At 71.9% G+C, this 22,269-nt stretch carries 17 protein-coding genes and 1 tRNA gene; 10 read left to right on the forward strand and 8 right to left on the reverse strand.

Annotated features, from left to right (window positions below; all coding sequences use genetic code 11):
- The first annotated feature begins 5 nt into the window (after positions 1-5).
- Together ACXR8F_RS18915 and ACXR8F_RS18920 are read left to right on the forward strand one after the other, a co-directional pair.
- Complete coding sequence (locus tag ACXR8F_RS18915) at positions 6-1,277, forward strand: fatty acid desaturase family protein (RefSeq protein WP_458802853.1); 1,272 nt, start codon at positions 6-8, stop codon at positions 1,275-1,277.
- Positions 1,267-1,968, forward strand: a complete 702-nt coding sequence (locus ACXR8F_RS18920) for an HAD family hydrolase (protein ID WP_458802855.1) — start codon at positions 1,267-1,269, stop codon at positions 1,966-1,968. Before ACXR8F_RS18915 ends, ACXR8F_RS18920 begins: the two co-directional genes overlap by 11 nt.
- A gap of 185 nt (positions 1,969-2,153) precedes the next feature.
- Here ACXR8F_RS18920 and ACXR8F_RS18925 read toward each other — a convergent pair whose 3' ends face one another.
- Complete coding sequence (locus ACXR8F_RS18925) at positions 2,154-3,590, reverse strand: GuaB1 family IMP dehydrogenase-related protein (RefSeq protein ID WP_458802856.1); 1,437 nt, start codon at positions 3,588-3,590, stop codon at positions 2,154-2,156.
- 183 nt (positions 3,591-3,773) lie between these two features.
- Here ACXR8F_RS18925 and ACXR8F_RS18930 point away from each other — a divergent pair, with 183 nt between their 5' ends.
- Complete coding sequence (locus tag ACXR8F_RS18930) at positions 3,774-5,924, forward strand: MMPL family transporter (RefSeq protein ID WP_458802858.1); 2,151 nt, start codon at positions 3,774-3,776, stop codon at positions 5,922-5,924.
- A gap of 120 nt (positions 5,925-6,044) precedes the next feature.
- The gene (locus tag ACXR8F_RS18935; protein ID WP_045190987.1) at positions 6,045-6,566 is read left to right on the forward strand and encodes a hypothetical protein; all 522 of its coding nucleotides are present in this window, start codon (positions 6,045-6,047) and stop codon (positions 6,564-6,566) included.
- A gap of 23 nt (positions 6,567-6,589) precedes the next feature.
- On the opposite strand, the gene ACXR8F_RS18940 is transcribed toward ACXR8F_RS18935, so the two are convergent.
- Positions 6,590-7,156 carry a YceI family protein gene (locus ACXR8F_RS18940; protein WP_045190988.1) on the reverse strand — a complete coding sequence of 189 codons (567 nt, stop codon included), beginning with the start codon at positions 7,154-7,156 and terminating at the stop codon, positions 6,590-6,592.
- A 259-nt stretch (positions 7,157-7,415) separates the two neighbouring features.
- Between ACXR8F_RS18940 and ACXR8F_RS18945 the strand changes: the two genes are divergently transcribed.
- Positions 7,416-7,489: transfer RNA gene (locus ACXR8F_RS18945), tRNA-Phe, on the forward strand.
- A gap of 124 nt (positions 7,490-7,613) precedes the next feature.
- On the opposite strand, the gene arsA is transcribed toward ACXR8F_RS18945, so the two are convergent.
- Positions 7,614-9,428, reverse strand: a complete 1,815-nt coding sequence (arsA, locus tag ACXR8F_RS18950; RefSeq protein ID WP_458802861.1) for an arsenical pump-driving ATPase — start codon at positions 9,426-9,428, stop codon at positions 7,614-7,616.
- Between the two features lie 223 nt (positions 9,429-9,651).
- Between arsA and ACXR8F_RS18955 the strand changes: the two genes are divergently transcribed.
- Both ACXR8F_RS18955 and ACXR8F_RS18960 read left to right on the forward strand, forming a co-directional pair.
- Positions 9,652-10,026, forward strand: a complete 375-nt coding sequence (locus tag ACXR8F_RS18955; RefSeq protein WP_045191006.1) for a hypothetical protein — start codon at positions 9,652-9,654, stop codon at positions 10,024-10,026.
- 74 nt (positions 10,027-10,100) lie between these two features.
- Positions 10,101-10,925, forward strand: a complete 825-nt coding sequence (locus tag ACXR8F_RS18960; RefSeq protein WP_458802863.1) for a phytanoyl-CoA dioxygenase family protein — start codon at positions 10,101-10,103, stop codon at positions 10,923-10,925.
- A 6-nt stretch (positions 10,926-10,931) separates the two neighbouring features.
- Here the strand turns inward: ACXR8F_RS18960 and ACXR8F_RS18965 are convergent, their stop codons facing one another.
- The gene (locus ACXR8F_RS18965) at positions 10,932-11,489 is read right to left on the reverse strand and encodes a nucleotidyltransferase family protein (RefSeq protein ID WP_045191008.1); all 558 of its coding nucleotides are present in this window, start codon (positions 11,487-11,489) and stop codon (positions 10,932-10,934) included.
- A 104-nt stretch (positions 11,490-11,593) separates the two neighbouring features.
- Between ACXR8F_RS18965 and ACXR8F_RS18970 the strand changes: the two genes are divergently transcribed.
- From ACXR8F_RS18970 to ACXR8F_RS18980, 3 genes are all read left to right on the forward strand, one after another.
- Positions 11,594-12,361 (forward strand): endonuclease/exonuclease/phosphatase family protein, encoded by a 768-nt coding sequence (locus tag ACXR8F_RS18970; RefSeq protein ID WP_045191010.1) that lies wholly within the window; start codon positions 11,594-11,596, stop codon positions 12,359-12,361.
- A 172-nt stretch (positions 12,362-12,533) separates the two neighbouring features.
- Complete coding sequence (locus ACXR8F_RS18975) at positions 12,534-14,774, forward strand: glycosyltransferase (RefSeq protein ID WP_458802865.1); 2,241 nt, start codon at positions 12,534-12,536, stop codon at positions 14,772-14,774.
- The gene (locus ACXR8F_RS18980) at positions 14,771-16,081 is read left to right on the forward strand and encodes a nucleotide disphospho-sugar-binding domain-containing protein (protein WP_458802867.1); all 1,311 of its coding nucleotides are present in this window, start codon (positions 14,771-14,773) and stop codon (positions 16,079-16,081) included. Before ACXR8F_RS18975 ends, ACXR8F_RS18980 begins: the two co-directional genes overlap by 4 nt.
- Positions 16,082-16,110: 29 nt before the next feature.
- Here ACXR8F_RS18980 and ACXR8F_RS18985 read toward each other — a convergent pair whose 3' ends face one another.
- Genes ACXR8F_RS18985 through ACXR8F_RS19000 form a run of 4 tightly spaced genes read right to left on the reverse strand, consistent with a single transcriptional unit; the run spans position 16,111 to position 22,199 of the window.
- The gene (locus ACXR8F_RS18985; RefSeq protein WP_458802869.1) at positions 16,111-17,421 is read right to left on the reverse strand and encodes a guanine deaminase; all 1,311 of its coding nucleotides are present in this window, start codon (positions 17,419-17,421) and stop codon (positions 16,111-16,113) included.
- A complete protein-coding gene (gene xdhC / locus ACXR8F_RS18990) occupies positions 17,418-18,239 on the reverse strand; it encodes a xanthine dehydrogenase accessory protein XdhC (protein ID WP_458802871.1) in 822 nt (273 codons plus the stop codon). Before xdhC ends, ACXR8F_RS18985 begins: the two co-directional genes overlap by 4 nt.
- A 1-nt stretch (position 18,240) precedes the next feature.
- The gene (xdhB, locus tag ACXR8F_RS18995; RefSeq protein ID WP_458802873.1) at positions 18,241-20,697 is read right to left on the reverse strand and encodes a xanthine dehydrogenase molybdopterin binding subunit; all 2,457 of its coding nucleotides are present in this window, start codon (positions 20,695-20,697) and stop codon (positions 18,241-18,243) included.
- Positions 20,694-22,199: a xanthine dehydrogenase small subunit gene (locus ACXR8F_RS19000; protein WP_458802874.1), complete on the reverse strand. Its 1,506-nt coding sequence runs from the start codon at positions 22,197-22,199 to the stop codon at positions 20,694-20,696. The genes xdhB and ACXR8F_RS19000 overlap by 4 nt, the downstream gene beginning before the upstream one ends.
- Positions 22,200-22,269 lie beyond the last annotated feature (70 nt).

Raw genomic sequence — 22,269 nt, forward strand, 5'->3', positions numbered from 1 at the left:
AACCCATGACCGCCACCATGAACCGACCGACCACAGCGCCCACCGGCGCGCGTGGCGCCGTCGACGGCGCCACCACGACGATCCGGCCCAGGAAGCCGATCCTCGCGTCGTCCGGCGGCCCCACGAAGCGTCCCGCCGCCGCGGCGCACCTGTCCGATGCCGACGTCGAGCGGCTCGGCCAGGAGCTCGACGCCGTGCGCGACCGCATCATCGCCTCCCGCGGGGCCAAGGACGCCGCGTACATCCGGCGCGTCATCCGCGTCCAGCGCACCCTCGAGATCGCCGGCCGCGCCACGCTGCTCCTCTCCAGGCGCAAGAGCGCCTTCGTGGCCGGCACCGCGATGCTGTCGGTCGCGAAGATCCTCGAGAACATGGAGATCGGCCACAACGTCCTGCACGGCCAGTGGGACTGGATGCGCGACCCCGACATCCACTCGACGACGTGGGAGTGGGACTTCGTGACGCCGGCCGCGGCGTGGAAGCACACCCACAACGACCTGCACCACACGTGGACCAACGTGCTGGGCAAGGACAAGGACGTCGGCTACTCGACGCTTCGCATGGCCGAGGACCAGCCGTGGCGTCCCTTCAACCTCCTCAACCCCGCCATCAACGCGGTGCTGGCTCCCTTCTTCGAGTGGGGCATCGCCATCTACGACCTCGAGCTCGAGGCCGTCAAGGAGGGCGAGAAGTCCAAGGAGGCCCTCAAGAAGGACCTCAAGGCCGTCGGCCGCAAGGTGGTGCGACAGGTGACCAAGGACTACGTGGCCACACCGGTCGCCGCGTTGCCGTTCGGGTCGTCGAAGCAGGCCCTCATCGGCACGTTCACGGCCAACGCGATCCGCAACGTCTGGGCGCACTCGGTCATCTTCTGCGGCCACTTCCCCGACGGTGTCGACACCTTCACGGAGGAGGAGATCGAGGGCGAGACCCGGGGCGACTGGTACATCCGCCAGATGCTCGGCTCGGCCAACATCTCGGGCAGCAAGCTCATGCACCTCATGACCGGCAACCTCAGCCACCAGATCGAGCACCACTGCTTCCCCGACCTGCCGAGCAACCGCTACCACGAGGTCGCCGTCGAGATGCGGGAGATCTGCCAGCGGTACGGCCTGCCCTACACCACCGGCCCCATCCACCGTCAGGTCGGCCAAGCCTGGGCGAAGGTCTTCCGCCTCGCGCTGCCGCCGCGCCCCAAGGCGCTGCCGAAGAACGCCGTCAACGCGCCGGTCCCGCCGCGCCGCGCCGCCCTCCCGATGGTGGCCAGTGTCGGGTGAGGCGCAGGCACGACCCGCGCCGACGGCCGCCTTCTTCGACCTCGACCGCACGCTGATCCGCGGGTCGGCCAACTACCCCCTGGCGATCGCCGCCTTCCGTGGTGGCCACGTGCCGTGGCGCGACCTCGTCAAGGACACCGTCAACGCGATCACCTTCCACCGCAAGGGATCCACCGACGCCGGCTCGGAGGCACTGCGCGAACGCATCCTCCGGGCCGTTGCCGGCATCCGACAGGCCGACATCATCCACCTCACCGACGCGATCGTCCCGGGCATCGTGCGCAAGGCGATCCCCGCCTCGATGACGCTGCTCTCCGACGCGAAGGCGCTCGGCCAGGACCGCATCGTCGTCTCGGCCTCGCCCATCGAGCTCGTGAGCCGCATCGCGGCGGCGCTCGGCCTCGAGGGCGCCGTCGCCACCCGTAGCGAGCTCGACGACGAGGGGCGTTACACCGGCCACCTCATGGGCGAGTTCTGCTACGGCGCCGGCAAGGTCATCGAGATCGAGAAGCTGGCCGCCGAGCGGGGCTACGACCTCGCGCAGTGCACGGCCTACAGCGACTCGATCAGCGACCTGCCGATGATGGAGCGCGTCGGCACCGCCGTCGCCGTCAACCCCGACCGTGAGCTGCGCGACCTGGCCCGCGAGCGGGGCTGGCGCGTCGTCGAGGTCGGGCGCCAGCGCCACTGACCTCGGCACCCGAGGGCGTGTGCCTGAGGCGTGTGCCGAGGGGCCTGCGCCGCTCCTCCCCCTGTCGGGCACACCCACCCGCAACACACCCGGAAACAGTCAGGGTGTCCGGTTTGCAGCCGCGCCCAGTTGACCTTTGCCGGGTGTGTTGCTGGGGCTGAGCTGTTGCGGGGGCGGGCGCAGGGTCACCAGGAGGTGTGGAGGGGCCGGCCCTCGGCGAAGCCGGCGGTGCTCTGGAGGCCGACGACCGCTTGCTCGTGGAACTCCTCGAGACTGCGCGCACCGGCATACGTGCAGCTGCTGCGCAGCCCGGCGACGATCTGGTCGATGACGTCCTCGACGGAGGGACGGGCGGGGTCGACGTACATCCGCGCCGTGCTGATGCCTTCCTCGAAGAGTGCCTTGCGGGCGCGGTCGTACTCGGAGTCGGTGGCCGTCCGGTTGCGCACGGCGCGCGAGCTCGCCATGCCGAACGACTCCTTGTACTGCCGGCCGTCGTTGTCGGTGTAGAGGTCGCCGGGCGACTCGAGGGTGCCCGCGAACCACGACCCGACCATGACGTTGGAGGCGCCGGCGGCGAGCGCGAGCGCGACGTCGCGCGGGTGGCGCACACCCCCGTCGGCCCAGACGTGCTTGCCGAGCTCCCTTGCCGCCGTGGCGCATTCGAGCACGGCCGAGAACTGCGGGCGACCGACAGCGGTCATCATGCGCGTCGTGCACATGGCGCCGGGGCCCACGCCGACCTTGACGATGTCGGCACCGGCCTCGATGAGCTCGCGGGTGCCGGCGGCGGAGACGACGTTGCCGGCGACGACCGGGACGCCGGGGTCGAGGGCGCGGACGGCGCGCAGCGCCTCGATCATCTTGTCCTGGTGCCCGTGCGCGGTGTCGATGACGAGGACATCCGCGCCGGTCTCGAGCACCTCTCGCGCCTTGGCGGCGACGTCGCCGTTGATCCCGATGGCGGCGGCGACACGCAGGCGACCCTGCGCGTCGACGGCCGGCCGGTAGAGGCCGGCGCGCACCGCACCGCCCCGGGTGAGGATGCCGACGAGCTCGCCGTGCTCGGAGACGACCGGCGCCACCTTGCGTCGCGCGGCCGAGAGGCGTTCGAAGGCCTCCTGCGGGTCGATGCTGTCGGGCAGCACGACCATGTCCTCGTGCATGACGTCGTGGACCTGTGTGTAGCGGTCGACGCCGGTGAGGTCCTTCTCGGTGACGATGCCGACGGGCTTCGGGCCGTCGACGACGACAGCCGCACCGTGGGCGCGCTTGCCGATGAGCACGAGCGCCTCGCCCGCCGTCATGTGCCGCTCGAGCGTGATCGCCGTGTCGTGCACGAGGTCACGCTGCTTGACCCAGCCCACGACGTCACGCACGACGTCGACCGGGATGTCCTGCGGGATGACGGCGATGGCGCCGCGCCGGGCCACGGTCTCGGCCATGCGACGCCCGGCGATGGCCGTCATGTTGGCCACGACGAGCGGGACTGTCGTGCCCGAGCCGTCGACGGACGACAGGTCGACGTCGAGTCGGCTCGTCACGGACGAGCGGCTCGGCACCATGAAGACGTCGTCGTAGGTGAGGTCGAGCTGGGGCTGGAGGCCGTTGAGGAACTGCACGAGCAACCATGCTAGGCGGCTCGCCGCGGTGCGGGGCGCACGGCCACCGGTCAGGGTCAACCCGGAGCGACCCCTGAGGCCGACCCCGGTTCCTCGCCGAACCCCTGTGCGCGGGCGCCGCCCGGCCCTAGCGTGGATGCGGGCCGCTGGGCGCGACTCCACTCCGGCAGAGGGGCAATCACCATGCAAGAGAACAAAACCGGTGAGATCGGACGCTTCGCGAGGATCCCGTCGACGCGGGTGACGAAGTGGCTCGTCGTCGGCTTCTGGATCGTCGTCCTGGGCCTGATGTTCGGCCCCGCGTCGAAGCTGCCCGACGCCCTCAACAACGAGGCAGCCTCCTGGCTGCCGCAGGACGCGCAGTCGACCCAGGTCGTCGACCAGATCGCCGACTTCCAGAGCAAGAACGAGTTCCCTGCCGTCGTCGTCTACGAGCGCCCTTCGGGCATCACGCCCGCCGACCTCGCGGCCGTGTCGGCCCAGGTCGCGCGGTTCGACGCGATCGACACCGTCAAACGCGATGCGGTCGGCCCGATCCCGTCCGCCGACAAGCAGGCGCTCCAGGTCATCGTCCCGGTCGACGCCGGCGACGCGGGATGGGACTCGCTCGGGGCCACGGTGACGAAGATGCGTGACGCCGCGAAGGACACCCCGACCGGCCTGTCCATGCACATCACCGGCCCGGTGGGCTACGCCGCCGATTCGTCCGAGGCGTTCTCCGGCATCGACGGCAAGCTGCTCTACAGCGCCATGGCGGTCGTCATCGTCATCCTGCTGATCACCTACCGCAGCCCGGTCCTGTGGCTCGTCCCGGTGCTGTCGGCCGGCACGGCACTCTTCGTGGCCCAGGGCGTCATCTACTTCCTCGCCGACGGCGACGTGCTCACCGTCAACGCGCAGAGCTCGGGCATCCTCACCGTCATCGTGTTCGGCGCCGGCACCGACTACGCGCTGCTGCTCGTCGCCCGCTACCGCGAGGAGCTGCGGCGGCACGAGGACCGCCACGAGGCGATGGCCGTGGCGCTGCACCGCGCCGGGCCCGCCATCATCGCGTCCGGCGCCACCGTCATCGCCGGCATGCTGTGCCTGCTCTTCGCGACGATGAGCTCGACGAAGGGGCTCGGGCCGGTCGCCGCCATCGGCATCGCCGTGGGCCTGCTCGTCATGCTGACCCTGCTGCCTGCGCTGCTCGTCGTGCTCGGCCGGTGGGTGTTCTGGCCGGTGCGCCCGACCTTCGGCTCGGTCGACCACACCCGTGACGGAGTCTGGGCGCGCATCGGCGCTCGCATCGCCCGCGCCCCGCGACGCACCTGGGTCGTCACCTCGCTGCTGCTCGCGATCGCCTCGATCGGCGTGCTGCAGCTGAACGCCGTCGGGCTGTCCAACAAGGACTCCTACTACACCGCGCCGCCCTCGGTCATCGGCGAGCAGATCGCGGCCAAGCACTTCCCCGCCGGGGCCGGATCGCCGGTGCTCGTCCTCGCCGACGAGGCCAGCGCCGGTGCCGTCTCGACCGCCGTCAAGGGCGTCGACGGTGTCGACACCGTCGCGCCCGCGATCTCGCGCAACGGCCGCTCGCTCATCCAGGCGACCCTGGCCGACGCGCCCGACTCGGATGCCGCGACCGCGACCCTGGACCGCATTCGTGAGGCGATCAGTACCGTGCCGGGCGCCGACGCCATCGCCGGTGGCGACACCGCCACGCGCGCCGACACGCTCCGCGCCAGCGCCGACGACAACGTCCGCATCATCCCGGTCATCCTCGGCGTCGTGCTGCTGATCCTCATCCTGCTGCTGCGCGCCGTCACGGCCCCGCTCGTGCTGATCGGAACCGTGGTGCTGTCGTTCGGAGCCGCAATCGGCTTGTCCGCATTGGTGTTCCGTCACATCCTCGGCTTCGCCGGCGCCGACTCGTCACTGCCGCTCTTCGTCTTCGTCTTCCTCGTCGCGCTCGGCATCGACTACAACATCTTCCTCATGACGCGCGTCCACGAGGAGGCGAAGCAGGTCGGCACGCGGCGCGGCGCCCTCATCGGTCTCGCCGCGACCGGGGGCGTCATCACGTCCGCGGGACTCGTGCTGGCCGGCACCTTCGCCGTCCTCGCGACGATGCCGATCGTCGCCTTCGCCGAGATCGGTTTCGCGGTCGCCCTCGGCGTGCTGCTCGACACCCTGGTCGTGAGGTCGGTGCTCGTCACTGCGCTCAACCTCGACATCGGCGGCCGCATGTGGTGGCCCAGCCGGCTGGCGCGCGACGACCGGGCCCTCGGCGACCGCGCCGACTCCGCCGAGCGCTCCCCGGAGGCCGAGCCCGAGCTCGCCCCCACCCGCTGAGTGCCGGCCACGCACCCGAGGACGTATGCCGTCGCGCCCGGCGGGACGGCATACGTCCTCGAGGATCTGCCGGGGGCGTAACCCGTTGACCACCGCTCGTAATGGAGTAATCCTGATTACATGATTACGAACGAAGCACTGGAGCGGGTGCGCGGCTGGTTCGTCGGCCGCCTCCCCGAGGAGTGGCGCTCGACGCCACCCGAGATCACCGTCGACCGCGAGGAGATCACGGTCGTGCTCACGGTCGGCGACGTCGACCTGCCCGACGGGTCCAGCGACGCCGAGCGCGACGAGGCACGCGCGGGCCGCACCAAGGCGTTCCGGGAGGACACCCGCGGTCGCCGCATCGAGATCGCGCGCGAGGCGGAGCACCGATTCGAGCGCAAGGTGTCGTGGGCGGTGCGCGTCGGCGACCGCACCGAGCTCTTCACGCACGTCGCGGCACCGGCGATGACCCGCCTGCGCCAGCCCGAGCGGCTCGTCCTCGACACCCTCGTCGACGCGGGTGTCGCCCGGTCACGCGCGGAGGCGCTGGCCTGGTGCGTCAAGCTCGTCGGCCAGCACGAGAGCGACTGGCTCGGCGAGCTGCGCGAGGCGATGTCGCACGTCGCGGACGTGCGCACGAAGGGTCCCGCCGCCTAGGCGAGACCCTTCGGGGTGGTCGCTCAGCCCTGGTCGCCGCTGCCGCGCTTGACGGCCGAGATCTCGAACTCGAGCGAGATCTTCTCCGACACGAGCACACCGCCCGCGTCGAGCGGCATGTTCCACTCGAGCCCGAAGTCACGCCGGTTGATGCGGCGCGAGCCCTCGAAGCCGGCGCGCAGCGCACCGAACGCGTCGGTCTGCACCCCCATCAGCTCGAGTGGGATCGAGACCGGCTTGGTGATGTCGCGGATCGTCAGGTGACCGGCCACCATGTAGGCGTTCTCCTCGATCTCCTCGATCTGGGTGCTCTCGAAACGGATGTCAGGCCACTTCTCGACGTCGAAGAAGTCGGCGCTGCGCAGGTGGTCGTCGCGCTGCTGGTTGCGGGTGTCCACGCTGGCGGCCTTCAGCGTCACCTCGGCGTAGGACTTCGACATGTCGTCGAGGTCGGCGTAGAAGCGGCCGGTGACGTCGTTGAACGAGCCACGCACGGTCGTCACCATGGCGTGGCGCGCGGAGAAGCCGATGCGGGTGTGGGCCGGGTCGAAGTCCCAGTCCCCGCTCAGCGCGGAGGCGTTGTCGGTCATGGTCTCTCCCCTGGCACGTAGGACGGGTCGTCGAATGGTTTCACGAGCCCGCTGTCATTGAATACTTCACGGTCGTCGCCGCCGGAGGCAAACCGGCTCTCGCCGGCCGCCCGGACAGCGTGCCGAACCCCCGACCCGACGAGCCTATCCATACCCCTCCCCACTCCCGCTACGACGCACGGAAGCGCGGCGAGCTGGCCCTCCCGGGGCGGTTTGCGAGAGGGGGTGAGGGGTCGGCTATAGTTCGTCACGTTGTCCCGGCCAGGTAGCTCAGTTGGTACGAGCGTCCGACTGAAAATCGGAAGGTCGGCGGTTCGACCCCGCCCCTGGCCACAACCCACGAAGCCGCAGGCTCAGAGCCCTCTGACCTGCGGCTTCGTCGTTTCCTCCGTCGCTCGACAGGCCGGCCCCGGGCAGGATCGGCGCGATCGTGACTGTCGACCGGCCGGCTGGGATCTCAGGGGGATGGAAGCAAGGCGTCCCTCGAAGGGTCGGCAACGACGCTCGGAGCCGTCAACGCGGCCAGGGCTGCAGGGCCGACGGGATCCTCAGCGAGCAGCGGGAGCACGGCGACGCGCGGGCAGAGACGACTGACGCGAGCGAGCGGAGCGGTCTCGGCTCGGGCCCGCGTGCGCAGGAACGGTGAGGTCGGCGCCGCCGCGGTGAGGCTGGCGTTGACGACCCAGGCCCAGGGTGTGATGCCGGCACGACCGAGGTCGTCGCGCAGCTCCTCGGCCTCCAGCACGGGCGTCGTCTCGGGGAGGGTGACGATGATGACCTTGGTCTGGGCCGGGTCCTGCAGCCGCATCAGCGGGGTGACGAACCGTGCGCCCTCGGTCATCTGACGGGTGATCTCGCGATGGTAGGAACCTGTGGCGTCCAGGAGCAGCAGCGTGTGTCCGGTCGGCGCGGTGTCGAGCACGACGAACTGCTTGCGGGCCCGGAAGACCACGTGGGAGAACTGCTGGAACACGGCAACCTCGTCGGTGCACGGCGACTTCAGGTCCTCGGCCAGCGCTGCCCTGCCCGCATCGTCGAGGGCCTTGCCCTTGCCGGCCATGACCCGGGACCGGTACTCGGTGATCGCCTGCTGCGGGTCGATCCGTTCGACGGTGAGGTTCTCGACCCGGGCCTGCAACGTCTCGCCCAGGTGGGCCGCGGGATCGGTTGTCGTGAGGAGGACTTCATGGCCGCGGTTGGCCAGCTCGACGGCCACCGCGGCGGCCACCGTGGTCTTGCCGACCCCGCCCTTGCCCATGCACATCACGAGGCCGTGCCCGTCCCTCTCGAGGTCGTCGACGAGGTCACGCAGGCCGACTGCGCCCAGGGGCAGCGACACGGTCTCGCCACTGGCCCCACCCCGCGCAGCGGATGCCGGGCCGAGGAGCGCTCGGAGCGCCGGGACACCAACGGTGTTGAAGGGCAGCAGCGGCAGCGTGGTCCTCGGCAGCGCGGAGAGGTCCGCCGGAATCGCGTTCAGCGCTGCCTGCTCGCGAAGACGGATGGCCTCCGTCAGCTCATCCGCATCATCGTCGGCCGCAGACGCCGGCATGACGCCGTTGACGATGACGTGGGCGTTCGTCATGCCCAGCGCCCGCAGCTCCTCGTAGGTCCGGGCGGCTTCCCCGATGGCGGATCGCTGCGGCCTGGTGACCAGGACGAGTCGAGTGCGTGCCGGGTCGGTCAGTGCGGCGAGCGCGCCGGCATAGTCGCGGCGGAGACGGTCGAGGCCGGCCACCGGGCCGAGGCAAGAGACGTCGCCCTTGCCGTCGGACAGGTAGCTCGTCCACTCGCCCGGGAGCTGGAGAAGGCGGATCGTGTGCCCCGTGGGAGCGGTGTCGAACAGGACGTGGTCGTACGCGGCGGTGACGCCCTCTCCCGCAAGCAGGGTGGTGAACTCGTTGAAGGAGGCGATCTCCGTGGTGCACGCCCCGGAGAGCTGCTCTGTCATCGCGGAGATCTCGTCAGCGGGAAGCACGTCCCGGACCGGGTCGATGATGGCTGCGCGGTAGGCGTCCGCGGCCTGCTGCGGGTCGATCTCCAAGGCTTCCAGGCCAGGCACGGTGGGGACCGCGGAGATCGTGTTGCCGATCGTGACGTCGAAGACCTGCCCGACGTTGGATGCCGGGTCGGTGCTCGTCAGCAGCACCGTGCGACCCTGCTCGGCCAACCAGACCGCGGTCGCGCAGGCAAGCGACGTCTTGCCGACGCCGCCCTTGCCGGTGAAGAACACGAAGCGGGGCAACGCCTCGAGGAACGGTAAACCAGTCATCAGCGGCAGCCTCTCCGCGGTCCGCGCCCAACGGCAACGGAGCGCAGTCGCTACTTCCACGGTGGCAGCCAGGGCGATCGGTGTCGATGGACTGAGGCGAAGTTCACGGAAGGGCCTCCACCGGACCACCGGACCATGATGCCCCGCCGCACAGCGGGTTAGCAGGTTGTTAGCGGTCCTGCGTTGGCTCCTCCCCGGAAAGCCCCCCACCCAAGGAGAAGCCATGAAGCACACGTCCCGCGTCCGCCGCATCCAGGCTCTGGCCGTGTCGGCCGCGCTGGCCGGCGGCCTCGCCGTCGCCGCCGCACCCTCGGCCCTGGCGGCCGACTGCTCGACCGCGTGGCAGGACCGCTCGAGCGGCAACAACAGCCTCAACCAGGGCGCCCCCATCAAGGCCGGCCCGCACGCCGAGTGCGGCACGCGCTACACGCAGAGCGGCACCAGCAGCGGCGTCGAGCTCGACTGCTGGACGAAGAACACCGCGGGCAACATCTGGTGGCACCTGCGCCACATGGGCACCGGCACCGTCGGTTGGGCCTACGAGGGCAACCTCTACTACTCGATCGTGCGCAACGACTCCAACCGCTGCCTGGCCTGATCCGTCGCGGCGCGGCCCACGAGTCCCGGGGTCGCGCCGCGACGAGCCCACCTGTTCGTGGGTAACGTCACGACATGACGAGCACGACCGAGCAGACCTACGACCTCGACGGCATACGGCGGGGGCTCGAGACCGACGGCATCATCGCCTGCCGCGGCGCCTTCTCCACGGAGTGGGTTGCCCGGCTGCGCGAGGACATCGACGTCGCGTTCGACGAGGCCCGCTCCCGCGAGGGCGGCGCCGTGGGACGCGGGCCCAACCGGTGGTACGTCGAGATCCACCCCGAGGCGCTGCGCGGTTTCGTCGACCTCGTCGAGCACCCGTGGGTCCGGACCGTGTGCGAGACCGTCCTCGGCCCCGACTACACGATCGTCGAGGTCGGCTTCGACACCCCGTTCCCCGGCGCGAAGGTGCAGCCGTGGCACCGCGACTTCCGCAGCCCCCGCGAGACGACGGAGGAGCACCGGCTCACCTCGCTCGCGTTCAACCTCACCACCGTCGACACGACCGATGAGATGGGACCCTTCGAGATCGCCCCGGGCACGCAGTGGGAACGGGGCGACACCTTCGACCGCGAGCAGTTCCCGCCGGAGTCGGAGTACCCCCGCTACGAGGCGCTCGCGCAGCGCAAGTACCCGCAGGTCGGTGACATCTCCGCCCGCTCGGCGCTGACCATCCACCGCGGCACGCCCAACACCTCCACGGTCTCGCGGCCGGTGCTCGTGCTCGGCGTCGACGCGCCCGGTGCGGGCAACGACGCGCACCACGACGTCGCCGTGACCCACGGGTTCTGGGAGAGACTGCCCCAGCGGGTGCGCGACCACCTCGCCTGCCCCGTCGTCGACGAGCTGCGGCCCATCGTGCAGAAGCACGACATCGAGGGTCTGGTGATGGGCTGAGCGACGTCAGGCCGCGGCGACGATGCCGAGGCGGTCGAGCAGGAAGAGGACCATGGCCGCGAAGTCGTTGTCGGCCGTCTCGCGGCACACCCGCTCCCAGTCGACCTGTTCGCGCAGGGCGCGCAGCACCGGCAGCACCTTCGCGACGTCGCAGTAGTGCTCGTCGAGCGCGTTGAGCTTGTGCACGACGAGCTCGGTCGACTCGAGCACCGGCATCTCGACCGAGAGCACGTCCATGAGGGTGGCGCGCTGGACCTCCGGCCGGTGCACCGGCCCGCCGACCGGCCCGTGGATGATGTCGACCATCGCACCGTTGCAGAAGACCTTGAAGAGCCAGTCCTCCGGGGGCTGCACGACGTCGAAGTCCTGCTCGGCCAGGTACTGCGCGACGTGGTCGGCGTCCTCGTCGGCGACGAGGAAGTCGACGTCGTGGTCCGGCTCGGGCCCGCCGCGCGCCCACGCGGCGTAGCCGCCCATCAGGGCGAACGGCACCCCCGAGCCCTTCAGCGCCACCGCCACCGCCTTGAGCGCCTCCCGCAGGTCCGGCTCGTCGTCGACTCCCATGCCCAACGCATACCCGTCGGGCAGCTCTCCTTGCGTATGCCGTCCGGCCGGCCCGGGCGCGCCACCGACGTGTGCGTCCGCCGAATCGCGGGTAGGGCCACGGCATGAGAGTGGCGACGTTCAACATCCTCAACGGGCGCGTGCCGACCGACCAGCACGTCGACCTCGCCGGGTTCCGGTCAGCCATCCGCGACCTCGACGCCGACGTCCTCGCCCTCCAGGAGGTCGACCGCAACCAGCACCGCTCCGACCACGCCGACCTCACGGCCATCGCCGCCGAGGCGATGGACGCGCCCGAGCACCGGTTCGTCGCAGCCCTGTCGGGCAGTCCCGGTGCCACGTGGATCGCGGCCACCGGCGAGGAGCAGCCCGACGCGGCGGCATACGGGATCGCCCTGCTCTCACGTTTCCCGGTGCGCGGCTGGCGGGTGGTGCGGCTGGCCCCGGTGCCGGTGCGCGTGCCGATGCGGTTCCGCGGGCGCCTGCGCCCGGAGCTGGTGCGCGACGAGCCGCGGGTCGCGGTGGTCGCGGACGTGGAGACGCCGGACGGCGTCGTGACGGTGGCGAACACGCACCTGTCGTTCATCGACTGGTGGAACGGCCGCCAGCTGCGCCGGCTCATGGCCGACGTCGCCGACGACGAGCAGCCGCTCGTGCTCATGGGCGACCTCAACATGGGCCCCGACCGCGCGACGCGCATCACCGGCCTCCGGTCGGCCGCGTCGGAGCCGACGTTCCCCGTCGACGACCCGCAGCAGCAGATCGACCACGTGCTCGTGCGCGGTGCGGTGCGCGCGACGGGTGCGGCTTCCGTCCGGCTGCCGGTCTCGGACCACCGCGCGCTCACCGCCGAGCTGACCGTGGCGTCCTGAGCGACCTGACTCGCAAGCCCGCCGAGGCGAACGAGGCCAACGAGGCCACCGAGGGCCCCAGCGCATCCCGCCACGCGCGCGCCGAGCACGTCCCCTCTGGCCGCTACCGGCCGCAGGCCAACCTTGGACAGGATCGCGATGGGCACGTCCACTGCACCCTAGGGTTGACGCCATGGACGTCGGCCTCGCGCTCGCCGCGGTGAGGGCCGCCCCCACCATCCTCGAAGGCATGCACGCGGCACCCCGGCTGGCCGCGGCCGCCGCCACCGACCCGTCCGACCATGCCGTTGCTGCGCTTCGCTCCGAGGCGCTGACGGGCGATCCACTCACGGCGATCTCGGCGGTCCACGCCCTCGGCGCCAGCAGGCACGCGTCTGCGGGCCCCACCCTCGGCCGCCTGCTGGCTGGGCAGCGCGGCTACGTGGCCGAGCACGCCGTCGACGCCCTCCGCCGCACCGCACTCGTCGAGGAGGCACTCCCGGCCCTTGTCCGTGCCTGCCGGGCCGGCGGGTTCATCGGGATGCTGGCCCAGCGCAGCCTCGAGCAGTGGGCCGAGCACGCGCCCGACGAGGTGCGCGGTGCAGTGCTCGACGCGCTGCCGGGCTGCACCGACGCCGCGGCCCGGGCTCGCCTGGTCGAGACCCTCGGCCTCGTTGCCGGTGCGCCGTCCACCCGGGCCCTCCTCGCACTCGCCGGCGACGAGTCGGAGCCCCTGCCCGTCCGCACTGCGGCGGTCTGCGCCCTCGGCGACGGGCCGGCAGCCCACCGCAGCGCCGAACACCTGCTCGTCACGCTGTCGCGCAGCGTGGGGCCGTTGGCCCCGACCGCCCGGCTGGCACTTCACGACCTCTTCCCGGCGCCCGCGACGGCGGCCCCGCGAGGACTCACGGTGGCGCAGCTCTTCCTCCACTCCGACATCGACGGACAGCTGAACCACTCCGGGCAGGGGGACACCGGGGGCATCGCCACCCTCCTCGTCCACCTCGGTGACGCCCTGCTGCGACAGCCAGCGGTGGAGCGCGTCATCACCATCTCCGGCGGCGACCCTGACCCGGCGCACTTCCCCGTCCTCCGGGGTGCGGCACGGCCGGCTGGACAGGCGCCGGCATCGACTCTGCTCGTCCCGGGCCACCACTACGCGCACGTCCCCCGCCCGGGCGCGCGTCCCGGCGTCGCGCAGGCCTGGCCGACGCGCGTGGCCACCCGACGCGGCATACGCAGGATCCTGCGAGCGGCAGGACACGTCGACACGATCCACCTCCGGATGGCCGACCTCGGGTCCATGGCCGCCGCCGAGGTGGCGGCCGAGCTCCACATCCCGGTCGTGCTCACGCTGGCCCCCGACCCCCAGGCCCTCATCGCGTCCCGCGACGCGGCAGGCACGTTGACCCGGTCCACGTTCGGGGAGGCCGACCGGACCGAGCACCTGTGGTTCCGCGACCAGCTGCTCCTCGAGCTCGCGGCCCAGGCCGACCACCTCGTGCTCTTCCCACGACCCCACGTCGAGCGCGACCTGCGCCGATTCCTCGGGCTCGAGCTCGGGGCACAGCAGGCGACCGTCGTCGGGGAGGGCATCGACGTCGCGGCCCTGGACCGGATCGTGCGGGAGGTGCGCGACGAGACGAAGCGCGGGACTGCGGTCTCGGCAGCACTGGACGAGCTCGGGCGGCTGGTGGCGACGCTGCCCGCCGAGCGTCGCGACCTGCCGATCGTCGTGTCGGTCGGCCGCCTCAACGCGGTCAAGGGCATGGCCACCCTCGTGCGCGCCTGGCGGGACGACTCGAGCCTGGCGGCACGCTGCAACCTGCTCCTCGTCGGCGGCGACCTCGACCAGCCGAGTGACGAGGAAGCAGCCGAGCTCGGTCGCATCCGCTCCGCCGTGCCCGCGGACGAGGCCACCCATCGTGGGCTGCTCCTCGCCGGACACCGCCCCAACGCGACGGCGACCGCCTGGCTCGCGGCGCTCGGTGCAGGCGCGCAGGAGCCGGAGGACGCTGCCACGGGCGCACCCGCCGCGCCGACCCGTCGCCCAGCCGGTGCGCCGCGCGGGGTCTACGTGAGCGCCAGCGTCAAGGAGGAGTTCGGGATCGCGATCCTGGAGGCCATGGCCGCCGGACTCGTCGTGGTGGCGCCGGCGGGCGGCGGCCCCGCAACCTACGTCGCTCACGGCGACACGGGGATCCTCACCGACACGTCCACCCCACAGGTCGTCGCCACCGCCACCCACGCCGCCCTCGACCTCGCGGAGTCCCCCGGCGCGGCGGCGCGCGTCCGGCGCGCGCGGGACATGATCCGCACCCGGTTCGGCATCGACACCATGGCTGCTGACCTCGCCTCCGTGTACAAGCAGGTCGGGTCCCGGACCGCAGGAGCCGGCGTGCGGTCGCCCGTCGTCGCGGAGGGGGCGTCGTGACCCTCCTTGTCATCAGCCCCGACTACGCCTCCCACCTCTACCCGCTGGCCACGCTGGCGACCGCCTGGCGTGAGGCGGGCGAGCGTGTCGTCGTGGCCACCGGACACGCCACGGACGCCCTCGTGGCGCAGTTCGGCTACGAGCGTGAGCACCTGCAGCTCGGCCGCGGTTCGAACCCTGGCGTCATCCGCGTCGAGGACCAGCCCGCCGGTGAGGACGACTCGCTGAAGGGGTTCTTCGCCGCGACGCGCCTCGGCGCGGTCGAGACGCTCGCCTACCAGGCGCGGGCTCGCGGCGACGACCTGCTCTGGAACGCCGTGGGCGTGGCCCGCGCCGTGCACGACGTCGTCGACCGGGTCAGGCCCGGCACCGTCATCGTCGACCATCTCGCGTTCGGGGCGCGCCTCGCGCTCGTGAGCAGCGGCATCCCCCACGCGGACGTGGTGCTCGGCCACCCGTCCGCACTCACCGTCGGCGACGAGGTCTACGGCTACCCGCCCGCCTGGCCGCGGGCGTTCGACCCCGAGCCAGGGGCACTCGCCGACCTGCGCCGGCTCTCGGAACAGGTGCGCGACGAGTTCACGGCGCAGTGGAACGCCGCTCTCGAGGAGCTGAGCCCCGGTGCGTCGCCGAGCGCCGACGCCTTCGCCGAGACCGGCGACGTGCTGCTGCTCAACTACCCGGCGGAGCTCCACGAGCAGCAGCGCACCGCGCTGCTGCCGCGCCACACCTTCCTGGGATCGGCGGTGCGTGAGGAGGCGCGTGACGAGGAGGTGCAGGACTGGCTGCGTCGCGGCGGCGAACCAGTGGTGTACGTCAGCCTCGGCAGCTTCCTCTCGGCGCGGTCCGACGTGCTGGCCCGCATTGCCGCGGCCCTGCGCGGTCTCGACGTCCGGGTCGCGCTCGCGAGCGGGTCCACTCCACGCGACCTCCTCGGCCACCTGCCGAGCTCATGGCTCGTCCGCGAGATGCTGCCGCAGGTGACGCTGCTGCGGCACGCGGCCCTCGCGATCTCGCACGGCGGCAACAACAGCGTCACCGAGGCCCTGACAGCGGGAGTGCCGCTGCTCGTGATGCCACTGTCGACCGACCAGTTCGCCGGTGCCGCCGCCATCGAGCAGCGCGCTCTGGGCGAGGTGCTCGACCCCAACTCGGCCGGCCCCGCGACGATCCGCGCCGCAGTCGCCCGGCTGCTCGGGTCGGACGGCCCGCGAGCGGCCGCGCAGCTGCTGGGTGAGTCGCTACGAGACCTGCCGGGGCCACGACGCGCGTTCACGGCGCTCGTCGACGCGCCGGCCGCCCACTGAACCCGGGCCCCGCCGACCTCGTTCGCAGGTCACGGACGGCCTGGTCGTCGCCAGTGGCCGGCCGCGATCTGCTCCCCGCCCACCCACACGCCGGCGATGTCGGACGTGGTGCCGAGGGCGAAGACCTTCGACAGCGCCTCGTCGGCGGACGAGGCGTTGGCCAGGCCCACCGCGAGAGGGTCGCCGGGCTCGGGAAGCACCCAGATCGCGTCGAACTGCCGCCCCACCGACAGGACACCCACCTCCTCGCCCAAGCCCAGCGCGTCAGCGCCGGCCGCCGTGGACAGCCAGAGCAGGTGGGCCGACGTGAGCGGCAACCCCGCCTCACCCAGCAGCTGCTGCACGAAGTACGCCTGGAGGCCCTCCTTGAAGAGGCAGAAGCCGGTGCCCGCCCCGACGTCGGAGCCGAGCGACACCCTCACCCCGGCATCGACGTGTCTGCGCAGGGGGAACAGGCCGCTGCCGAGCGCGGCGTTGCTCGTCGGACAGTGCGCGACGGCGGCCCCGCGCGCCGCGAGGGTGCGCAGCTCGGGGTCGGACGGGTGCACGTCGTGCGCCAGGACGGCACGCGGGGTGAGCAGCCCGTGACGGTCGTAGGTGTCGACGTAGGCAGAGCCACCGAAGAGCCTTGCGACCTCGCGGATCTCGTGGAGGTTCTCGTTGACGTGCGAGGTGAAGACCGATCCCGGCACCTCGGCCAGGGTCTGCGCACAGGCCTCGAGGAGATCGTCGCTCGCCGACAGCGAGAAGCGCGGCGTCACGGCATACCGCAGCCGCCCCTTTCCGTGCCAGCGGTCCGCGAGCTCGCGCGATTCGGCGCGGGCGCGGTCGGGGGTGGTGAGGAGGGGTTCGGGCAGCAGCCTGTCGGAGGTGACGAGCCCGGTCGTCACGCGCAGGCCGGACTGGTCGGCGGCGTCGAACATCGCATCGACCCCTCCGGCGTAGTGCGCGCCGAAGACGAGCGCGGTCGTCGTGCCTGCGTCGACGAGTCCGGCGACGAAGTCCCGAGCCACACCGCGTGCGTGGTCGACGTCCGCGAGGCGCATCTCCTCCGGGAGCGCGCACTGGTCCAGCCAGTCGAGCAGCGGCAGGCCGAGGCCACCGATGATGCGCACCTGCGGGAAGTGGACGTGGGTGTCGACCATGCCGGGCAGGAGCATCCCTTCGCGCAGGTCGAGCACCGGCTCGTCGGGATGCGCCCTTCGCAGGGTCTCGAACGGCCCCCGCGCGGTGATGGCGCCGAGCTGGACGAGCAGCCCGCAGTCGTCGTCCGAACGCAGACGGCCGCCGGTGAAGGGGTTGGACGGGGTGTCGACGACGGTCGCCCGGAACAGCGTCACGACGGCGCGCCGTGGGCGGCCCGGTCCCGCTGGAAGGCCTCCAGGAGGTCGACCGCTACGGCGAGGGCGATCTCGGCCGGGCTCTTGCCGAAGAGACCCGGCGCACCGATGGGCGACGTGATCCTGCGCAAGGATTCTGCCGAATGCCCTTCTGCGGCAAGACGTTGCTCGAAGCGACGCCACTTGGCCGATGACCCGATCAGCCCGATCGACCCCAGATGGGAGCATCGCAGCGCGGCGTCGCACAGGGCCGCGTCCTCGGCGTGGTCGTGGGTCATGATGAGCACGTGCGTGCCCTTCGGGACCTGTCCGAGCACCAGCTCGGGCACCGGCGCGTGCCGGACGTGGATACGTGCCACGGCGTCCTCGAGCCCGGTGAGGTGACCCGGCTCGAGCTGGTCCTTGCGACCGTCGACCAGGTGGAGCTCGAGGTCGTGGCGACACAGGACGCGAGCCAGCTCCAAGCCCACGTGACCCAGGCCGAAGATCGCGACGGAGGGCACCACCGTGAGCGGTTCGAGCAGCACCGACACCTCCCCACCGCAGCACTGCTGCCCGTGCTGCACCGGGGCACGCTCGTTGAGCGACAGGACGAGCTGCTCGGGGACCGTGACGCCGTTCGCGATCATCGCCCGGGCCCGGTCGACGGCGGTGGCCTCGAGGTTGCCGCCCCCGATGCTGCCCCAGGCTCGCTCGGCGGCGACGACCATCTTCGCGCCGGCATCGCGCGGCGCGTGGCCCCGCACCGAGACGAGGGTGACGAGGACGCCGGGCAGTCGGTCGGTCCGCAGCTGCTCGACTGCTGCCAGCCAGTGCACGTCAGTCCCCCGCGCCGGTCTGCCGGGCGAGCTGCTCGGAACGTGGGTGCAACGGCCGGGCCGTGGCGTCGGGCTGCTCGGGCACGACACCCAGTCCTCCCTCGACCAGCGGCGCGGTCTGGGGCAGGCCCCCCGCGCCACGGGCCCGCCGCACCGCCCAGAAGACGGCCTCGGGCGTGGCCGGCGAGGCGAGCTCGACAGAGGTACCGGGCGGCCCGAAGGCGGCGGCGGCCTGCCGCAGTGCCTCACGCACCGAGATGGCGAGCATGAGCGGAGGCTCTCCGACGGCCTTCGACCCGTAGACCACCCCGTCCTCGTGCGCCCGTTCGAGCAGAGCGACGTTGAACACCTCCGGCATCTCCGAGAAGCTCGGCAGCTTGTAGGTGCTGGCCGACGCCGTGGCGAGCCTTCCCCGTGCGGGCGTGTGCGACTCGTCCCACCGCAGGTCCTCGAGCGTCAGCCACCCCGCCCCCTGCACGAACCCACCCTCGATCTGGCCGATGTCGACCAGCGGCGAGAGCGAGTCGCCCACGTCGTGCACGATGTCGACGCGGCGCAGCCGGTACGCACCGGTGAACCCGTCGACCTCGACCTCGGTGGCGGCCGCACCGTAGGAGAAGTACTTGAACGGCGACCCGTGCATCCGGGTGGAGTCCCAGTGCAGACCCTCGGTGCGGTAGAACCCGGCTGCCCAGAGCTGCACGCGCTGGTAGTAGGCCTGGCTCACCAGGTCGCCCCAGGCCACCACCTGCTCGCCGCCCGTCACCCCGACGGTTCCCCCGGCGAAGACGACCGCGTCGACCGGCACACCGAGTCGCTCGGAGGCGACGGGCCGCAGCCGGTCGAGGATCTGCTCACACGCGTCCTTGACTGCTGCGCCGTTGAGGTCGGCTCCCGAGCTCGCAGCAGTTGCAGACGTGTTCGGCACCTTGTCGGTGCGGGTCGGGGCAAGCCGCACCGACGACAGGGGCACCCCCAGCGTCGTCGCCGCGACCTGGAGCATCTTGGTGTGGAGGCCCTGGCCCATCTCGGTGCCGCCGTGGTTGACCAGCACCGAACCGTCCTTGTAGACGTGGACGAGGGCCCCGGCCTGGTTGAAGGCGGTGAAGTTGAACGAGATGCCGAACTTGACCGGGGTGAGGGCAAGGGCGCGCTTGGTGTGCACGTGGGCCGCGTTGAACGACGCGATCTGCGCGGCGCGCGCTGCAACCCCGCCGTCCGTGAGCACCTGCTCCCAACAGGTGACCGCGCGCTCGGGGTGGCGCACCGTCTGGCCGTACGGGGTCTGCTGCCCGGCGCGGTAGAAGTTGACGCGGCGCAGCTCGGACGGGTCGATGCCGAGCCGGGGGGCGCACCGGCCGAGGACGTCCTCGACGACGAGCATGCCCTGCGGCCCGCCGAAGCCGCGGAACGCCGTCTGGGACGTCTTGTGCGTCTTGGCGATCCGACCGTTGACCCGGACGTCGGGGATCCAGTACGCGTTGTCGACGTGGCACAGGGCCCGGGCCAGCACCGGTTCGGAGAGGTCGAGGCTCCAGCCACCGTCGGACGTCAGCGTGGCGTCGAGCGCCAGCAGGTGCCCGGCCTCGTCGAAGCCTGCGCGCCACTGGGCGTGGAACCCGTGCCGCTTGCCGGTCATGGTGATGTCCTGGCTGCGCGTCAGCCGCAGGCGCACCGGTCGGCCGGTGAGCGTGGCTCCGAGGGCAGCCACGGCGGCATACCCGTGGGGCTGCATCTCCTTGCCGCCGAAGCCACCCCCCATCCGCAGGCACTGCACCGTCACGGCGTGGCTCGCGAGCCCCAGCACGTGCGCGACGATGTCCTGGGTCTCGGTCGGGTGCTGCGTGCTGCTCTGCACGAACACCTGCCCCGCCTCGTCGACGTGAGCGAGTGCGCACTGCGTCTCGAGGTAGAAGTGCTCCTGGCCGGCGAGGTCGAGCTCGCCGCTGAACACGTGCGCCGCCGCCGCCAGCCCGGCGTCGACGTCGCCACGCTCGAGCCTCGGCTGACCACCCTGGAAGCTCTCCGCCTCGATGGCCTCGCGCACCGTGACGATCGACGGCAGCGGCTCGTAGTCGACCTCGACAGCCAGTGCGCCGAGGCGCGCCGCCTCGAGGCTCTCGCCGAGCACCCAGCACACGGCGTGCCCGAAGAACATCGCCTCCGAGGGGAACAGGGGCTCGTCGAGCTTCGCGCCGGCGTCGTTGACGCCCGGCACGTCGTCGGCGGTGAGCACGCGCACGACGCCCGGCACCTCGAGGGCCGGTGCCGTGTGCAGCCTGGTGACGAGGGCGTGGGCGTGCGGTGCCTGCACCGGGTGGGCGTGGAGGACGCCGTGGGTGCGCACCCAGAGATCGTCGGTGTACAGCGCCCTCCCGGTCACGTGCAGCGCTGCTGACTCGTGCGGGATCGACTGGCCGACAGGGCTGCTCGCCGGACGGTTGGACAGGGGGGTCATGCGCTCGCCTCCTGGCGTGGGGAGGTCTCGGCGTAGAGCCTGGGCAGCGAGGTGCCGAGGACCGCACGACGGTAGGCGGCGCTTGCCCGGTGGTCGTCCAGCGGCGTGCCCTCGCCCTGCAGCACGTCTGCTGCGGCGTGCACGGTCTCGACGGTCCACGGTCGCCCTTCGAGGGCCGCCTCGGTCTGCCGCGCCCGCACCGGGGTTGCCGCCACGCCCCCCAGCCCGATCCGTGCCCGGCGCACCACGTCGCCGTCGATGTCGAGGGCGAACGCCACTGCAACGCTGGAGATGTCGTCGTAGCGTCGCTTGGCGATCTTGTGGAAGGCGGTGACCGGTGCGAGTGGCACCGGGACGCGCACCGCGCGCACGAGCTCGTCCGCTCGCCTGACGCTCTGGCGGTAGCCGGTGAAGTAGTCGGCGACCGGGACCTCGCGGTCGCCGCGCGGTCCCGTGAGCACGACGTCGGCCTCGAGGGCGAGGAGGGCGGGCAGCAGGTCGCCGATGGGCGAGCCGGTGCCGAGGTTGCCTCCGATCGTCGCGCCGTTGCGGATCAGCCTCGAGGCGAACTGGGGAAAGAGCTTGTCGAGCAGGGGGATCCGTCCGGCCAGTCCGCGCTCGACCTCGGTCAGGCTCAGGGCCGCGCCGATTTCGATGACGTCGTTGCCGACCGACAGCGCGCGCAGCTCGGCCAGCCGGTCCAGGCCGATGACGAGGGCAGCCCGTGCCCCCCTGAGGTTCACCTCGACCCCCCAGTCGGTGGAGCCGGCCACGAGCACGGCCCCCGGGTGCTCGCCGAGCAGGGCAATCGCGTCGGCGAGGTCGACGGGGCGCACGTAGCGGCCGGAGTCGCCCTCGAGGAGCGTCGCGGCGGCGCGAGGAGGCGCTTCGGTGCGGCGCGCGGCGAGAGGGTCGTCGGCGGCCGGCTCAGGGAGCGCGAACGCGGCATCGCGGATCGGCCGGTAGCCCGTGCAGCGGCAGAGGTTGCCCGAGAGCGCCTCCAGCTCGAAGCCGTTGGCGCCGCAACCGTGCCCGGGCTCCCGGGCCTCGTCGGCCGCGTCGTCAACCGCGTCGTCGGCCACGTCGCGGGCCGACTCGTCCAAGGGCTGTCGACCGTCGCGGTAGTACTCCGCGGCCATGGAGCAGACGAAGCCGGGCGTGCAGAAGCCGCACTGCGAGCCGCCGCGCCGAGCCAGCTCGCGCTGAACCGGGTGCAGCCGCTCGGGGGTGCCCAACCCCTCCGCCGTGACGACCTCCTGCCCGTCGAGGGATGCGGCCGGCACGAGGCACGAGTTGAGGGCGGTCCACTCGGTGCCCGAGTCGGCGCCGGGGCGGGCCACCATGACGGCACAGGCGCCGCACTCCCCCTCGGCACAGCCCTCCTTGGCCCCGGTGAGGCCTCGGCTGCGCAACCAGTCGAGGGCGGTGGTGGCCGGGTCGGTGCCGTCGAGGCCGATGCCCACCCCGTTCACCGTCACCTCGGGTCGCAACCCGGGCGTCATCCGTGCGTCCGTTGTTCCACCGGACCATGATGCACCGCGGCGTCGCTGACGTCGGCGACGCTCGTCCGTG

It is taken from the genome of Terrabacter sp. AAH1, from assembly GCF_054456855.1.

What these genes read in the sequence shown, in the direction of transcription:
- ACXR8F_RS18915 (WP_458802853.1), top strand. Translation starts at nt 6, where the DNA reads ATGACCGCCACCATGAACCGACCGACCACAGCGCCCACCGGCGCGCGT.
- ACXR8F_RS18930 (WP_458802858.1), top strand. Translation starts at nt 3,774, where the DNA reads ATGCAAGAGAACAAAACCGGTGAGATCGGACGCTTCGCGAGGATCCCG.
- ACXR8F_RS18935 (WP_045190987.1), top strand. Translation starts at nt 6,045, where the DNA reads ATGATTACGAACGAAGCACTGGAGCGGGTGCGCGGCTGGTTCGTCGGC.
- ACXR8F_RS18940 (WP_045190988.1), bottom strand. Translation starts at nt 7,156, where the DNA reads ATGACCGACAACGCCTCCGCGCTGAGCGGGGACTGGGACTTCGACCCG.
- arsA (WP_458802861.1), bottom strand. Translation starts at nt 9,428, where the DNA reads ATGACTGGTTTACCGTTCCTCGAGGCGTTGCCCCGCTTCGTGTTCTTC.
- ACXR8F_RS18955 (WP_045191006.1), top strand. Translation starts at nt 9,652, where the DNA reads ATGAAGCACACGTCCCGCGTCCGCCGCATCCAGGCTCTGGCCGTGTCG.
- ACXR8F_RS18960 (WP_458802863.1), top strand. Translation starts at nt 10,101, where the DNA reads ATGACGAGCACGACCGAGCAGACCTACGACCTCGACGGCATACGGCGG.
- ACXR8F_RS18965 (WP_045191008.1), bottom strand. Translation starts at nt 11,489, where the DNA reads ATGGGAGTCGACGACGAGCCGGACCTGCGGGAGGCGCTCAAGGCGGTG.
- ACXR8F_RS18970 (WP_045191010.1), top strand. Translation starts at nt 11,594, where the DNA reads ATGAGAGTGGCGACGTTCAACATCCTCAACGGGCGCGTGCCGACCGAC.
- ACXR8F_RS18975 (WP_458802865.1), top strand. Translation starts at nt 12,534, where the DNA reads ATGGACGTCGGCCTCGCGCTCGCCGCGGTGAGGGCCGCCCCCACCATC.
- xdhB (WP_458802873.1), bottom strand. Translation starts at nt 20,697, where the DNA reads ATGACCCCCCTGTCCAACCGTCCGGCGAGCAGCCCTGTCGGCCAGTCG.
- ACXR8F_RS19000 (WP_458802874.1), bottom strand. Translation starts at nt 22,199, where the DNA reads ATGACGCCCGGGTTGCGACCCGAGGTGACGGTGAACGGGGTGGGCATC.